16 protein-coding genes are annotated in these 14,756 nt (G+C 67.5%); 4 read left to right on the top strand and 12 right to left on the bottom strand.

Features of this window, described 5'->3' with window-relative positions:
- Positions 1–17: 17 nt before the first annotated feature.
- Together AC5Y4H_RS01930 and AC5Y4H_RS01925 are read right to left on the bottom strand one after the other, a co-directional pair.
- Positions 18–320 (bottom strand): protein UsfY, encoded by a 303-nt coding sequence (locus AC5Y4H_RS01930; RefSeq protein WP_499978062.1) that lies wholly within the window; start codon positions 318–320, stop codon positions 18–20.
- A gap of 156 nt (positions 321–476) precedes the next feature.
- On the bottom strand, positions 477–1,304 hold the full coding sequence (locus tag AC5Y4H_RS01925; protein WP_499978060.1) for a DUF732 domain-containing protein: 828 nt from the start codon (positions 1,302–1,304) through the stop codon (positions 477–479).
- A 145-nt stretch (positions 1,305–1,449) separates the two neighbouring features.
- On the opposite strand from AC5Y4H_RS01925, the gene AC5Y4H_RS01920 reads away from it, so the two are divergent.
- Entirely contained in the window at positions 1,450–2,403 is a 954-nt protein-coding gene (locus tag AC5Y4H_RS01920) for a lytic transglycosylase domain-containing protein (protein WP_499978059.1), read from the top strand.
- Positions 2,404–2,509: 106 nt separating this feature from the next.
- Here AC5Y4H_RS01920 and AC5Y4H_RS01915 read toward each other — a convergent pair whose 3' ends face one another.
- The 4 genes from AC5Y4H_RS01915 to AC5Y4H_RS01900 all read right to left on the bottom strand — a co-directional run bounded on the left by AC5Y4H_RS01915 (position 2,510) and on the right by AC5Y4H_RS01900 (position 5,836).
- The gene (locus tag AC5Y4H_RS01915; RefSeq protein ID WP_499978130.1) at positions 2,510–3,496 is read right to left on the bottom strand and encodes an MAP_0585 family protein; all 987 of its coding nucleotides are present in this window, start codon (positions 3,494–3,496) and stop codon (positions 2,510–2,512) included.
- A gap of 40 nt (positions 3,497–3,536) precedes the next feature.
- Positions 3,537–4,019 carry a lipoprotein LpqH gene (locus AC5Y4H_RS01910; protein ID WP_499978057.1) on the bottom strand — a complete coding sequence of 161 codons (483 nt, stop codon included), beginning with the start codon at positions 4,017–4,019 and terminating at the stop codon, positions 3,537–3,539.
- Between the two features lie 184 nt (positions 4,020–4,203).
- A complete protein-coding gene (locus AC5Y4H_RS01905) occupies positions 4,204–4,872 on the bottom strand; it encodes a S1 family peptidase (protein ID WP_499978054.1) in 669 nt (222 codons plus the stop codon).
- An 88-nt stretch (positions 4,873–4,960) separates the two neighbouring features.
- Complete coding sequence (locus AC5Y4H_RS01900; protein WP_499978051.1) at positions 4,961–5,836, bottom strand: alpha/beta fold hydrolase; 876 nt, start codon at positions 5,834–5,836, stop codon at positions 4,961–4,963.
- 132 nt (positions 5,837–5,968) lie between these two features.
- Here AC5Y4H_RS01900 and AC5Y4H_RS01895 point away from each other — a divergent pair, with 132 nt between their 5' ends.
- Positions 5,969–7,462: an amidase gene (locus AC5Y4H_RS01895; protein WP_499978050.1), complete on the top strand. Its 1,494-nt coding sequence runs from the start codon at positions 5,969–5,971 to the stop codon at positions 7,460–7,462.
- A gap of 16 nt (positions 7,463–7,478) precedes the next feature.
- On the opposite strand, the gene AC5Y4H_RS01890 is transcribed toward AC5Y4H_RS01895, so the two are convergent.
- The gene (locus AC5Y4H_RS01890; protein WP_499978046.1) at positions 7,479–7,655 is read right to left on the bottom strand and encodes a hypothetical protein; all 177 of its coding nucleotides are present in this window, start codon (positions 7,653–7,655) and stop codon (positions 7,479–7,481) included.
- Positions 7,656–8,036: 381 nt separating this feature from the next.
- Between AC5Y4H_RS01890 and AC5Y4H_RS01885 the strand changes: the two genes are divergently transcribed.
- On the top strand, positions 8,037–8,279 hold the full coding sequence (locus AC5Y4H_RS01885) for a hypothetical protein (protein WP_499978127.1): 243 nt from the start codon (positions 8,037–8,039) through the stop codon (positions 8,277–8,279).
- A 344-nt stretch (positions 8,280–8,623) separates the two neighbouring features.
- A complete protein-coding gene (locus AC5Y4H_RS01880; RefSeq protein WP_499978045.1) occupies positions 8,624–10,186 on the top strand; it encodes an LCP family protein in 1,563 nt (520 codons plus the stop codon).
- Positions 10,187–10,351: 165 nt separating this feature from the next.
- Here AC5Y4H_RS01880 and AC5Y4H_RS01875 read toward each other — a convergent pair whose 3' ends face one another.
- From AC5Y4H_RS01875 to AC5Y4H_RS01855, 5 genes are all read right to left on the bottom strand, one after another.
- On the bottom strand, positions 10,352–11,143 hold the full coding sequence (locus AC5Y4H_RS01875) for an SDR family NAD(P)-dependent oxidoreductase (protein ID WP_499978043.1): 792 nt from the start codon (positions 11,141–11,143) through the stop codon (positions 10,352–10,354).
- 13 nt (positions 11,144–11,156) lie between these two features.
- Complete coding sequence (locus AC5Y4H_RS01870; protein ID WP_499978042.1) at positions 11,157–11,987, bottom strand: SDR family oxidoreductase; 831 nt, start codon at positions 11,985–11,987, stop codon at positions 11,157–11,159.
- A gap of 102 nt (positions 11,988–12,089) precedes the next feature.
- Complete coding sequence (locus AC5Y4H_RS01865) at positions 12,090–13,025, bottom strand: enoyl-CoA hydratase (protein WP_499978040.1); 936 nt, start codon at positions 13,023–13,025, stop codon at positions 12,090–12,092.
- 110 nt (positions 13,026–13,135) lie between these two features.
- Complete coding sequence (locus tag AC5Y4H_RS01860) at positions 13,136–13,924, bottom strand: ABC transporter permease (RefSeq protein ID WP_499978038.1); 789 nt, start codon at positions 13,922–13,924, stop codon at positions 13,136–13,138.
- Positions 13,924–14,688 (bottom strand): ABC transporter ATP-binding protein, encoded by a 765-nt coding sequence (locus tag AC5Y4H_RS01855; protein ID WP_499978125.1) that lies wholly within the window; start codon positions 14,686–14,688, stop codon positions 13,924–13,926. The genes AC5Y4H_RS01860 and AC5Y4H_RS01855 overlap by 1 nt, the downstream gene beginning before the upstream one ends.
- Between the last annotated feature and the right edge of the window lie 68 nt (positions 14,689–14,756).

Raw genomic sequence — 14,756 nt, 5'->3', positions numbered from 1 at the left:
GCCCGTGGTGAAATCGATCAACCCGTTCGGGTTTCGTGTTGCTTGATGTTCCAGTCGCTGTCGAGTTTCCGGACTCGCCTTGCTTCGATCCATAGCAAGGCCCCACCAGTCCCCATCGCCAGCAACGAAATGCCGGCGGCGATGAGGCCGGTCTGATACAGGCGGTGGGCCAGGCTCGCGAGGCAGATCCCGTAAGCCACCAGGCCCACCGCCATCAGAAGCAACGCGGGCTCTTTGGCCGGACTCTTCAGCGCTTGGCCCACGAGCGGGCGACTGGTGCGCAGGTGGTCAACCGGGTCGTTAGAGGTGATATAGCGCATGGGGGCCTCCTCGGCTGTGAGGCTACTCATCCATGATCGCGAAAACAATAACCATTGGTCACTATTTCTGCACGCATTCTTCCGGATCTCGGACGTCCCCTCCCGCTCCGAATCCGAGGGGTCCAAACGCCGCAACTCGCACCGGCCACGACAGGCTCACGGATGGCCCGGGATGCCCGGCAGACCATTTTGAATGTCTTGCAGGTTGCCTTGGATGCCTTGCAGCTTTTGCTCGATCGCCTGCAGATCAGAGAGCGTGTTCTGATATGCCGGCGAGATCTGGTCCGGGGTCGTAGGTCGGGACTGCGGGCAGTACGAAGCGATGGCGCCCGCGGTTACGGCAGTGCTCTGATCGGCGTCCCATACTGTTGTTCGTTGCACGAAGCCGACCGCGTCCGCAAAGTTCGGTTGGTGTGCCAGGAAGTCGCACACCGCGTGTCCTTGCGCCATCACGTAATCCGGGCTGGGCACTGGCACGCCCTCCTGCTTCAACACCGAGATGAACGCCGCATCAATAGGATTGGCCGCCGGCGCAAACGGCTTCTGCGGCGCGGCCGGCGTGGCGGCGGCGGCCGGTGTGGAGGGTGCGGCCGGTGTGGAGGGTGCGGCCGACGGCGGGGTGTCCTCCGCTTGAGCCGGCGATTCCTGGCGGTGGAGCGCGAACATCACCACCACCGCGGACACGACGGCCACCAGAGATAGCGGTAATGCCGCGAAGAGCCCGAAGCGCCGTAGCGCAGCAACCTTGCGTCGCCGAGACGCCATGGCCCGGATTTTGTTGACGCGCAACCGGGTGGCGGTGCCGACCTCGGTCTCCCAGGCTGCAAACGGGTCGAGTTCAGACGTCCCGGCGCCGTGGGCCAAGATTTCGTCGAGCAGTTCGTCGGCCTCTACGGAAGATGGCCGACCACCCTGCTCGCGGATCGCTTGACGCCGCAGCGCGATGAGCCGCAATTCTGAGTCGATCTTTTCGCGGTCGCGCATACCAATCAGTTTGAGAGTGCCGCGCAATTGTGACAACTCCCTGCGAACAAAAGACCGTCATCGCATTGATGTCCGAGGATCAAATGCGACAGACTCGCGGTGACCCAACTAACCGAAGCCGTGGGATTCGAGGCATTGGACGGACGTGATCACCGTGAAACGTGACCGGCACACCGCGCCACTCGTCGTCGGCGCGATCGTGTTCGCGCTCTCCGGTTGTTCGGCGGCGCATCCGACGGCCGCGACAGGACCGACCACGAACGCACGCGTTGCGAGCCCTGCGCTGACCACGCGGATGGTGCCCGCCGACACGGGAACGCCGGGGGGTGCGCAGCCTCGCCTGGCGTCGGACCCTGTGCAGTTGGCCGACGACCTGGTGGCCGACGAGCGCGCGCTGCGTGATCCGGGGACACCGGACCCGGCGCTGACGGCGGCGGCGCATCGCGAACAGGCGGCCTACCGGGCCATCGGGCGCCACCCCGAATGGGACGCCACCACGCGCCCACGCATCCCCCCGGAGCTGCTCGACGTCTACGACCGCAACGTCGACGCACGCCGCCAACTCACCGCGCTGACCCCGGTCCGAGGAACCCTGCCGGCATGGCGCATCGCACCGCCGGCGCCGGCCGACGAGCTGATGAACTACTACCACCAGGCGGAGTCCGAATCCGGCGTGAGCTGGAACTACCTAGCCGCGATCAACTTCGTCGAGTCGCGCTTCGGCAGCATCGTCGGCGCGAGCTCCGCCGGCGCGCAGGGACCCATGCAGTTCCTGCCCTCGACGTTCGCCGGCTACGGCCAGGGCGGCGATATCCACTCGCCCCACGACAGCATCCTGGCGGCAGGCCGCTACCTGGCAGCCAATGGGTTCGCCAACGATCGGGATCACGCCATCTACGGGTACAACCACGCCCGTGAATATGTGCGCGCGGTTGACCAGTACGCGGCGCTGATTGCCGCCGACCCCGCGACGTTCGCCGCGTATTACCGGTGGGACGTCTACTGCATGACGACGGCGGGCGACGTGTTGCTTCCCATCGGGTACGACGCGTCATCACCGATTCCGGCCGCCGATTACGTCGCCGCCCACCCCCAATAAACGCCGCGTCCGTCAGACGGGCTCGTCTATGACTCGGCGCCGAAAGGTCAGCGGGCGCGCCGGATGACGGCTGCGCCCGCTGACATTGCACGGTGATCGCTTCAGATCAGTACAGCGGCACCCACACACCGAAAAACCAGTAGCCCCAACCGCCGTACTGCCAGTTGAAGACCGGGACGACGGTAAAGGTGTTGTAGTTGAAGGGTCCGAAGTCACGCCGTGCCACGTCCACATCACGTGGCGGACCTTCCCAGGGCCGGTTCCAACCTCCAGGAGGGGGCGGACCGTTCCAGCCACCCGGAGGGGGCGGGCCCTCCCAGTGCGGGGGCGGGTGGCCCGGCGCCGGGCCGTCGTTCCAGCCGTAGCCGTGCTCGCGTGGGGGCATGGGCGCCCCGCGGCCCGGGAGGCTGAACTGAACGTTCGGACCGGCGGGGCCACCGATCTGCGCGTTGGCAGTCACCACGTCGTGCCGCGGAATGTACGGCGGGTGCGGAGGCTGCGTGGACGGCGGATTCAGGGCCTCGTACCGCTGCCTGTTGTTCGGCGGCGGGTTCTGGGTGTTCGCCGGCGCATTGGTCTGCCCGCCCTGCTCGGGAGGGTTCTGACCGTGCTCGTTGGGCGGGTTGTTCTGTCCACCCTGCGGGGGGTACTGCCCGTGTTCATTGGGCGGGTTGTTCTGCCCCGTCTGGCCCGGGTTCTGACCATGCTGGTTGGGCTGCGGAGTGTTCTGGCCGCCCTGCGGCGGGTTGTTCTGGCCACCCTGCGGGGGATTGTTCTGACCACCCTGCGGCGGGTTGTTCTGACCACCCTGCGGCGGGTTGTTTGGCTGACCACCCTGCGGAGGGCCGTTGTGTCCGCCCTGCGGGGGGTTGTTCTGGCCCCCCTGGGCCGGCGGAGTATTTCCACCGCCCGGCTGCCCACCTGACCCGCCGGGGTTGCCCCCGCCGCCACCGCCGCCGCCACCACCGCCATGGCAGTTCGGGCACGGGGGCGGCGGCTCGAGTGGAGCGGAGTAGGCCGAGCCTGCGTTCAGCATCGCCGCGGAGATGCTCAGGCCGGTGGCCAACGCGGCAGCGCTGACGGCACGTTTCATAGACATAGCTGCGTCCCCTCTTGGGTGTCGGTGGCCTGCACTACGGGCAGGTGAGGTCCAACTCGAACGGCTTGGTTACCTGCTGCGGTTGCTGCGGGTTGCTCATGTCAGTGCCGGTGGCGGTCCCCTTGATGGCCCAGTCCTTGCCGTTCACCGCGGCCCCGGCGCTGCCACTTTGGTTAGGTGCGGCGTCGGAGAAGCCGAGCGCAACGCCGTTGACGGTGCCCAACCCGACGGAATGCACCAGAGGCGGGTTGCCGTTGCTGACCACGGCACCGAGGCCGGCGGTCGGGTCACCGATACCGATGTTGATGTTGTCGCCCGCGGCGGTGCAGGTGACCTGCCCGCTGATGTTTTGATTCTGCCCGTCGACGGTGAGCACCGGACCCGCCGCTGCCGCCGCGGACGACGATGACGACGGCGAGCCAGACGATCCCGTACTGGACTTGTTGCCCGAACATCCGGCGCTGGCCGCGACCACCAGGGCCACGCCGGCTACGCCGACCACGATCCCACGCTTCACTACTGCTTCCCTTCGTGTCGCTGGTTCCGCTGCCTCTTTACCTTGGCCGCGTCAACACAGGTGGACTACCGGGGCCCTTCCGGGCCGACGCCTTATGGCCGGTCCACCTGATACCCGCTGCCGCTCACTTGCAAACGCTCCGGTAGCGGCGCCGGCCGCCCCGATCACCGCCGTCAGCGGCCCCTTACGGCAGCACCCGAAGCCCCCACTTGCCCAGCAGCGGATTGATGAGCATGAAGTCGGTCGTGTAGTCATCGCCGTCGGGTGATGACATCAGCAAACCGACGGCGCTGACTGTACCGTCCGGGTTCATCACGAAGCCCGGACTGCCGCTGTCACCGTCCAGGCTGAACACGCTGGCTTCGACTACGTCGCCATTGATGCTTTTGACGACACCACACGTCTCGCCGGTCACGGCGCCGATCTTGCAGAACGGCATGCCGGCCTGAATCTGCTGGCGGCTCAACACATCCCGAACCTGATACCGGCCGCCGATGTCGCCCACCGGCATCCCGACACTCGGCTCCAGACGGATGATCGCGGCGTCTCGCTTCTCACCGTCGTGCTCGCTGGCAGAGATCCTGCCGAGCGGAGAGTCGTTACCGTATGTCCATTCGGTGCCGTCGTGCGAGTCGCAGTGCCCGCTCGTCATCAGATAGTAGCTGCCGTCGGACCCCTGGGCCGCGAATCCGGCTGTGCACCTGCCGGATTCATGATCGACTCCGATGCCCGGGGAGGGTGGCGGCGACGGCAGGGCCGGGGGCGGCGCCGCCAGAGCGGTTTTCGCCACCGCCGTCACAACCACCAGTTCGGCTCCCAACAGCCCCAACCCCCGCAACCACGCTATGGTCACGCCGTCCCTTTCCGCTTGTGCCCGGCAGATAGTAGCAGCGTCGTCGACCTCAAATGAGGTGGTGGCCAAGCCGTTCCGCGCACGTGGCTCACCCGCCATCGACATGGCGGGCAAGGAAGTCCAGCACAGCGCCGGCGAAGATGTCGTTGCGGTCGCCGGCGACCATGTGCCCCGCGCCCCGGACATCGGTGAATTCCACCTGCGGGAAGCGCGCGAGGAATTCGTCGGCGCGCTCCTGGCTGACCAGGTCGCTCATCTGGCCACGGACCAGCAGGATGGGCACCCCGCCGCGCAGGATCGCCTCGACGGCGGTGTGCATCCGGTCGGGGTCGGTGACCTCGAAGGGCGGGAAAGCCGCAGTGCCACTGATGAATTGGGGATCCCAATGCCAGTACCAGCGATCACCGCGGCGACGCAGGTTGGTGGTCAGGCCTTCCAGATCGGTTGGTCGCGGCCGGTGCGGATTGTATTCGGCGATCGCGTCGGCGACTTCGTCGAGTGAGCTGAAGCCGGACTCCACCCGGTCGGCCATGAAGGCATGTATCCGGTTCGCTCCGGACTGGTCCATGTTCGGCACGATGTCCACCAGCACGACCGCGCTGGCGGTGCCCGGGGACAGCTCGCCGGCGAGCAGCATCGACGTGAACCCGCCCAGCGAGGCACCGACGAGCACCGGCTGCGGGGGCAGCGTGCGCAGAACTTCCTGGACGTCGGCGGCGAAACTGACGACGCGGTAGTCGCCGTCGTTCGACCAGTCCGATTCGCCGTGGCCGCGCAGGTCGACGGTGACCGCCTGCCACCCCTGCGCGGCGACGGCGGCGGCCGCCTTGCCCCAGGACCGGCGGGTCTGTCCGCCGCCATGCAAGAACACCACCGCCCGCGCCTGCGGATCCCCCAAGCGGTCAGCGACGATCTGCACCCCGCCGGGGCCCCGGATCGTGAACGGTTCAGCTGCCGTGGGCATCAGGTGATACTAAGGCGCACCCCACGAAAAGCTCGCGTTGGCTTAACGTCAACGTCATGCAGCGGCGTCAATTGGGAAGGCGTCCGACGATGCCCGCGCTACGCGCACGCGGACCACAGCGAAGGAGAACGCATGCATCTTGACGAGTACATGTCGTTGGATGCGACCGCGCTGGCCGAGCTGGTCTCGCGCAAGCAGGTCACCCCGGCCGAACTGCTCGCTTTGGCCCGGCAACGGGCGGACGACGTGAATCCACGGCTGAACGCCATCATCTACCGCCTCGACGACGTCGCCGACCGGCAAGCCGCCGACCCGAATCTGAGCGGACCGTTCGCCGGTGTGCCGTTTCTGATCAAAGACCTGGGTCAGGAATACCGCGGCTTTGCGACGTCGCGCGGTTCCCGCTCGCTGGCCCATGACGTGGCCGACCGGCATGCGCTGGTCACTCAACGGTTCCTGGACGCGGGCCTGGTGATCTTCGGGAAAACCAACACCCCGGAGTTCGGGGCCAAGGGCGTGACGGAACCCGACTATTGGGGCCCCGCCCGCAACCCCTGGAATACCGGCCATACGCCCGGCGGCTCCTCGGGCGGATCCGGGGCGGCCGTGGCGGCGGGCATCGTGCCTGCCGCCGGGGCTAACGACGGCGGCGGGTCGATCCGCATCCCCGCCGCCTGCAACGGGCTGGTCGGCCTCAAGCCCAGCCGGGGGCTGGCGCCCTACGGCCCGCAGACGGGTGAACAGCTGCTGGGCATGGCGACCCAGGGAGTCGTGTCGCGCACCGTGCGCGACAGTGCGGCGCTGCTCGACGCGATCGTGGGCCCCGACCCAAGCGCCGCCTATCTAGTTGCATTGCCCGACAAACCTTTTGGCGAGCAGATCAAACACCGCCCGCCGACACTGAAAATCGGCTACTCGGCGCGCTCGGCCATCAACGCTCGGCCGGACCGCGAGGCCGTCGCGGCGGTCGAAAAAGCCGCGGCGCTCCTTCGCGAGCTGGGCCATCAAGTCGAGGAGGTCGAACCCCCCTACGATGATGCGGCGCTGGGGCGCGACTTTCTGACCATCTGGTTCGGCCAGCTACACCAGCAGGTTGCCGACATCAAAGCGCGAACCGGCGCCCGCGACAGCGACTTCGAGGCCGACACCCTGGCCATCGCCGAGCTCGGCCGGTCCGGCGGTGTGTTGCCCGTGATGTCCGCACTGGAAAACCGGAACGACTACATCCGGTCCCTGGCAGCGTTCCACGCCGGTTACGACTTCTTCTTGACTCCCACCCTTGCCACCCCGCCCATTGCGGTCGGTGCCACGGCGACGTCGGCCGTGTTGCAGCGGGTGGCTCGGCTGGTCAGCCGGGTGCGGGCCGGAAAACTGATGGGGCTCAGCGGAATACTCGATGACCTCATCCAGGAGAGTTTGGGCTGGGTGCCTTACACGCAGCTGGCAAACCTCACCGGCCGTCCGGCGATCAGTGTGCCGCTGCATTGGACGGACGCCGGACTTCCGCTGGGTGTGCAGTTCGTCGGAAAACTGGGCGCAGACGGCGATCTGCTGCAGCTCGCCGCGCAACTCGAAGAGGCGCACCCCTGGGCCCACCGGCACCCCGCACCTGCGGCGCCGAATTAGGCTCTCGCTAAACGGTTTACGCGGCGGGCCCGGCCCCTTCGGGACCCCGCCGGCCTCGCCACATGCCAGCGAAGCGCCGGGCGATGTCGCCGAGGCGGCCGCCCCCGTGTTGCGAAGCCTTGATGCGGCCGAGGGTTTCTCGCCCCTCGTTCGCGTAGTCCTTGACGCTTTCGTCGCCTTCCTCGGCGCGCATGTCTGCTCTCCAATCGTGGTCGCTACTCCGGCGCCTGGCGCTCGGGTGGTTCGGACGGTGTCAAGCGTTCGGGCGGTTCCGCCGGCGTGAGCCGTTCGGGCGTCTCCGTCGGCGTGAGCCGCTCCGGCGTCTCGCCGGGAGTGCCAGGCTGCGAAGGTTCCGCCGGCTCGGCCGAAAACGATCTGAGGCGTGTGGCGATCATGCTCAGTCCTTTACTCGGCTCATGGCCGCGTACCCGCGGTACCCGGGCACCCAAACGCCCGCGGCCATACCCGATCGATTGGCCACAGCTGAAGAACCCTACTGCGCCGCGTGCCGAAGCCCGCTGAATCAGCCGCTTACACTCCAACCGTGGTTAATCCGGCGCGACCGCGCTCGGCAGTGAACAGGGTCCCGCTGATCCTCGGCGTCGCCGTCGTCGTGCTGCTTGCCGTCCTCGCCGTCCCCATCAAGCAACGCTGCGGTGCGCCGGGCTTTGCGTGTGCGTCGACGCTGGATACCCACGGCAACACCCGCTACTACTACGAGATCGAACCCGTCGGCGTCTTCCTGGCTGAAATCGTCACCGGCACCAACATCAGGCTGTTTTATAGCTCGGGCGAGGACCTGATCAAAGCCCGGTAACAGGCGACACGGTTTGCTGGCCATGGCGAGCCGCTGGAGCCGCCTGGCCGTATCCGCTCGGTAACAAGTTCGGCTCAATCCGGGCGGCGATGTGACCGGCCCGCGACCGTCAGGAGACCTCAGCGGCACAGGCGGGCAGAACGTGCTGGTAGAGCGGTCGCGACGAGCGCCGAATCGCCCCCGGTCGACCCGACGAACGCGCCTGCGCAGAACGTGTGACGGGCGCTCTCGATTGGAGGCTTCACAGCAAGCTAACGCATACTTGTCACCATGCTTGATGCGACATCGCCGCAAAGCACCGTTGCGGTGCCTGGTGATGTGCTGGGCGTGGGCAGAGGTTTGTGATGGCCCGCTCGGGCGGCGCCCATCGCCGTCATCGAGCCGTCCGTCAACCCTCCCGCTTCCGTAAGGGGCTGACGCGCACCCTGGGCGCGCTCGTCTCCGTGGCCGCCGTGGGGCTCACCGGGGCGGGGTACTACGTGGCGCACGGTGCGTTGGGCGGCATCACCGTGTCGAACGCCCTGCTTCCCGACGACCCGCGGTCCAGCGGCGACAACATGAACATCCTGCTGATCGGGCTGGATTCGCGTAAAGATCAGGACGGCAACGACCTGCCCAATTCGATCCTGAAGCATCTGCACGCCGGCGATTCCGACGACGGCGGCTACAACACCAACACGATGATCCTGGTGCACGTCAGCGCCGACAACAAAGTCGTCGCCTTCTCGATCCCCCGCGACGACTGGGTGCCTTTCACCGGGGTCCCGGGCTACAACCACATCAAAATCAAAGAGGCGTACGGGCTGACCAAACAGTACGTCGCCCAAAAGCTGGCCAACCAGGGCGACATCACCCAGAAGGAACTCGAGACCAAGGGCCGCGAGGCCGGCCGGGCCGCGACGCTGCGCGCGGTGCGCAACCTGACGGGCGTCCCCATCGACTATTTCGCCGAGGTCAATCTGGCCGGTTTCTTCGATCTGGCCCAGACTCTCGGCGGTGTCGATGTCTGCCTGAATCACCCTGTCTACGACGAATATTCGGGTGCGGACTTCCCGGCCGGGCGTCAGCGGCTGGACGCGTCCGAGGCGTTGTCGTTCGTCAGGCAGCGGCATGGCCTGGATAACGGCGATCTGGACCGCACCCACCGGCAACAGGCGTTCATCTCGTCGGTCATGCAGGAGTTGCAGGCCGCGGGCACCTTCACCAACATCGACAAGCTGAAGAACCTGATGGCGGTGGCGCGCAAAGACGTGGTGCTCTCGGCGGGTTGGAACGACGACATGATCCAACGGCTCGGTGGCCTGGCCGGCGGCAACGTCGAGTTCCGGACGCTGCCGGTGGTGCGCTACGACAACATCGACGGCCAGGACGTCAACATCGTCGACCCGGCGGCGATCAAGTCCGAGGTGGCCGCGGCGATCGGTGCCGACACGTCGACGACCGCGCCGACGACGACCGCCGTGAAACCCGATCCGTCCACCGTCGTCGACGTCGTCAACTCCGGCGGCATGAGTGGCCTGGCCACCCAGGTGTCGCGCGCGCTGAAGAAGAAGGGCTATACCCCGGGCCAGGTGCGTGACCGCGAATCGGACGACCCGACCACCACCACGGTGCAGTACGGCGCGGGTGCGCAGACCGATGCGCTCAGCCTGGCCACCCTGCTCGGCGTGGACGCGCCCAAACAGCCGAGCCCCGGCGTCGCGGCCGGGCACATCCGGCTGACCGTGGACACCAGTTTCTCGATGCCCACGTCCGACGACACTCAAATGGACGACACGACGAGCACCAGCTCCAGCACCACGTCGACCAAGGCGAAGAGTTACTACTACAACGGAACGACCACGACCTATCCAACGCCCGATCAGGGAAAACCGATCGACGGCGGCGGCGTCCCCTGCGTCAACTGATCAGGCGTGCGGCGACCGCAAGCGCGGCGAAGCCGGGCGCAGCGGTTTGCCGCCATCAGGCGTGCGGCGACCGCAAGCGCGGCGAAGCCGGGCGCAGCGGGTTGCCGCCATCAGGCGTGCGGCGACCGCAAGCGCGGCGAAGCCGGGCGCAGCGGGTTGCCGCCATCAGGCATGGGTGCCGCCATCTATGCGGATCTCGGTACCGGTGATCCACGCGCCGTCGTCGGACACCAGCATGGCGATGACGCCGGCAATCGCGCCCGGCTCGGCCATGCCGGCGCCGCTGGATTCCACCGTCGTCGGCAGGACCGGCATGAGCCGGCCGAACAGCGACCAATCGGCGTCCTTGGGAATGTATCCGCCGGTCGCATCGGTGATGCCCGACTTGATGCTGCCCGGCGCCACGCACGCCGCGCGCAGGCCGTCCTTGGCGTATTCGAGCGCCAGCGAGTGGGTGAAGGCCTGGATGCCGCCCTTGCTCGCGGCGTAGGCGGCCATGTACGGATGGGCGAACGAGGCCGATGTGGAGCTGAAGTTCACGATCGCGCTGCGCGAGTTCGCCAGCAGGGACGGTAGGGCCTCGCGAACCACCAGGAAGGTTCCGGTCATGTTGATGCCCACGATCTGGTTCCAGAGGTCGAGGCTGGTCTCGTGGGTGTGCGCCGCCCGCAGGATGCCGGCGGCGTTCACCAGGGAATCAAGCCCGCCCAACTGCTCGACGGCCAGGCATACCCCGTCGACCACTGAGTCCTCGTTGGCGACGTCCATCGGCATCGTGGTGAGCCGGTCGGCGGTGCCGTCCTCCTCGGCACGGCCCCGCGTGTTGCTCAGACCATCGGTCGAGACGTCGGCGGCCACCACCGCGGCGCCCTCGCTCAGCAGCCGCAGCGCGGTGGCCTGACCGATCCCCGACGCGCCACCGGTGACCAGGATCCGTTTGCCCTCAAGCCTTTTCATTTGCCTCTCCCAGCTAGACCACTCCGCGCAGGGCGTCGGCGCCGAAGGCCGGTTCCAGCATCGCCGAGAAATCCGGGCCGCGACGCAACAGCACCCCGCCGTCGACGTTGATGATCTGGCCGGTCACGTAGCTGGACGCGTCGCTGAGCAGAAACATCGCGACATTCGCGATGTCTTCGACCTCGCCCGGTCGGGGCAGCGGCGTGATGGCGCGGTAGTCCGCGCTCAGCTCGGGCGAATCGAGGATGGGGGCCACCAGCTCGGTACGGATCAGGCCGGGGCGAATGCTGTTGACCCGCACCCATGACGCTCCGAGTTCGTCGGCCGCCAACTGCATCAGATGATCCAGCGCCGATTTGCCGACGCCGTAGGCGCCGAACCAGCGGTGGGTGTTGCTGGCCGCGATCGACGAGATGCCGACGAACGATCCGCCGCCACCGCGCACCATCTCGCGCGCGGAGTGCTTGAGCACGTACATGGTTCCGTTGACATTGAGGTCGATGGTCCGTCGCCACAACTCGGAGTCGATCTGGGTGATCGGCCCGATGGTCTCCGATCCGCCCGCACAGTGCACCACGCCGTGCAGCCGGCCATGCCAGGCCGTCACCGCGTCAACGGCGCGCGCCGCCTCCTCTTCGTTGGTGATGTCGGCGGGCTCGTAACGAATGGAACCGTCGCCGGGCAGCGCTTCGATCTCCTTGACGGCCCCCGCGAGCCGATCGGCGTTACGGCCGACGATCATGACGGAGGCGCCGGCCGCGACCAGCCCGGCGGCCACGCCCTTGCCGATCCCGCTGCCGCCGCCGGTGATCAGATAGGTCCGGTCTTCGAACGAAAGCTGCACGCGAGGCCCTTTCAAACTGGAACAAGTTCTAGCAATAGAAGCATGTCCCGTCGGGGTGAATATCGCTACCCCCGGTCGCGTTAGGTGCTGTGGCGCGCGATGCTAAGGCGAGTCGCGACGCGCCAGCTTCGTCGGCTTCGCGTCACGCCAATCCTCGACGTGTGGAGGCTGGCCAACCGGCCAGCGGTTCTCGTTGAAGGCCGCCCAGTGGGCGTGCCCCAGCAGGTGCACGTGGAACGCGTGCCGCAGCGCCTCGGTGTAACCCATCGCGTCGGAGGCGGCGTTGACCGAATCCTTGATGAGCAGCGACGCCATCGTGGGTCGCTCGGCGATCCGTCGTGCGAATTCGAGTGTCTTTTCCTCTAATTCGTCGACGGGGAATACCTTGGACACCATGCCTAGTCGGTGCGCCTCATCCGCGTCGATCGAATCACCGGTCAGCAGAAGCTCTTTGGCCTTGCGGGGGCCGAATTCCCAAGGGTGGGCGTAGTATTCGACGCCTGGCATGCCCAGCCGCACCGCGACCACATCGCTGAACTTCGCGTTGTCGGCCGCGACGATCAGATCGCAGGCCCAGATCAGCATCAGGCCGGCCGAAATCGCGTTGCCCTGCACCTGGGCGATGGTGATCTTGCGCAAATCGCGCCAGCGGCAGGTGTTTTCGAAGAAAAAGTGCCACTCCTGGTGGTACAGCTTCTCCATGATCGGTTCATACGTGGCGCCGTGCGAGCGGAAGGTCGGGTGCTGTTGCGGCCCGGGGGCCCGCTCCGCCAGGGCCTGCTCGGAGCCCAGGTCGTGGCCGGCGGAGAAATTCCTGCCGCGGGCCGCCAGGATCACCACGCGAACCTTGTCGTCGGCCTCCGCCCGGCCGAAAGCCTCGTCGAGCTGGACCAGCAGGAGCCGACTCTGGGCGTTGTGGGCATCGGGCCGGTTCAGCCAAATCCGCGCGATACGGCCCTGGTCGAGGGTCTCGTAGGCCACCAACTCCGGGTAGTTGGCGTCGGCCGCCCCGGTGTCGGCTTGCTCGGAGACTGTCATTCCGCCCACCTCGTTCGTCGTTGAATTGGCCTTGTTTACAGATTACGGCCAGTGTGTAACCGCGCACGCGCTGGGGTGATCGGCTGCGGCACCACGCCGAGCATGCGCCCTTACCCGGCGGTCTCGGGCCGCCGGCGCAGCGGCAGCAGGCGATGGTCGCGGGTGAACACCAGCCGGACGATGCCCATCGCGACGACCACGGTGGTGGCGGCGACCGAACCGAGGATCAAGAACATCACCACGGCCTGCACCAGCACCGCCTGCAGCGGCGGCACCCCGGCGAGGATGAGACCGGTCATGGCGCCCGGCAGGAACACCAGGCCGGTGGCCTTGGTCGTTTCGATCTGCGGAGATATGGCCGAGCGCAGGGCGATTCGCAAATACGGCGACGCGGCCTGTCTCGATGGCTGTCCCAGCGCGAGTCGGGCTTCGACCTCGTCGCGCTTGTCGCGCAGCTCGTCTACCAACCGCCGAGCCACCAGCACCATGGCGGTCATCGAGTTGCCGATCATCATGCCGGCGACCGGCACCAGAGTGCGCCCCTGCAGCGGGAACACCCGCAGGCCGAAGAGCACCCCCAGCGTCACCAGCGCCGCACCGGCGAACGCGGCGACGGCCAGCGGTGCAAAGCGCGGCACCTCCGGCGCCCTGCGGCGGGCGACATCGCCCGCGTAGGCCACCATCCCGGCGACCCAGGCCCACGACCACCACAGCGACCGGCCCGATTCGAACAGCAGCGTCAGCGCCCCGCCCACGAGCAGCAGCTGCACCAGCGCCCTGGCCGCGGCCCACAGCAGCTGTCGCTCCAAACCCAATCGCCGCCACAGTGAGATCCCGGCCGCGAACGCCACCAGGGTCAACGACGTCGCCAGCCCCACCCAGCCCACTTGACCGTTCATCAGGCCACCGTGCCGTCGCCCGGCTTCGAAGTGACCGGGCCCAGCCCCAGGCTGCGGCCGGAATCCAGGCGCAAGACGCGGTCGGCCGCCCTTTCCACCTGCGCCGAGTTATGGGTGACCCACAGGGCGGGGATGCCGTCGGCGGCCAGTTCGCGCACCGCGCGCTCGATGACCTCGGCGGCCTCGGTGTCGACGGCCGAGGTGGGCTCGTCCAGCAGCAGCACCCGGGGTTGCGCCATCAGGGTGCGGGCCAGACACACGCGTTGCGCTTCGCCGCCCGAGAGGTCGGCGACGTCGCGGTCCAACCACGATCCGGTCAGCGCGACCCGGGCCAACGTTTCCCGCATTCGGGTTTCGGATGCCTTCGGGTCGGCGGCCCGCAGGTTGTCGGCGACCGTGCCGGGAAAGGGCGTCGGACGCTGGAAGCACATGCCCACCCGGCGCCGCAGCCACAGCGGATCGAGCCCGGCGATGTCCGACCCGTGGAACGAGACCCGCCCGCTCGTCGGCAGCTCCAGCCGGTTGCACAACCGAAGCAGGGTCGATTTGCCCGCGCCCGACGGTCCGAACACCGCCGTCACCCCGTCGCCCGGAATGGCGGCGGTCAGCCCGTCGAGAGCGCGCACGCCCTGGCGCTCGACGACCACTTCGACGAACTCGAACACCATGTCGTTATCGGCGCCCTGATCGACCACCTGCTTATCGTGCATCACCGCGGCGACGATCGATCGTGTCTTCGCGAGCGGCGCGGCGAACCCCTGCAAACCAGCCATAAATACTCCCAGAGCCCGTTAGCTGGTGAGACGGCCTGCGACCTGTCGTGCGCGTCGCC

It is taken from the genome of Mycobacterium sp. NGS58 (assembly GCF_059812385.1).
Note: the sequence above shows the minus strand (reverse complement) of the source record. Positions and strands in the feature narration are given on the sequence as shown.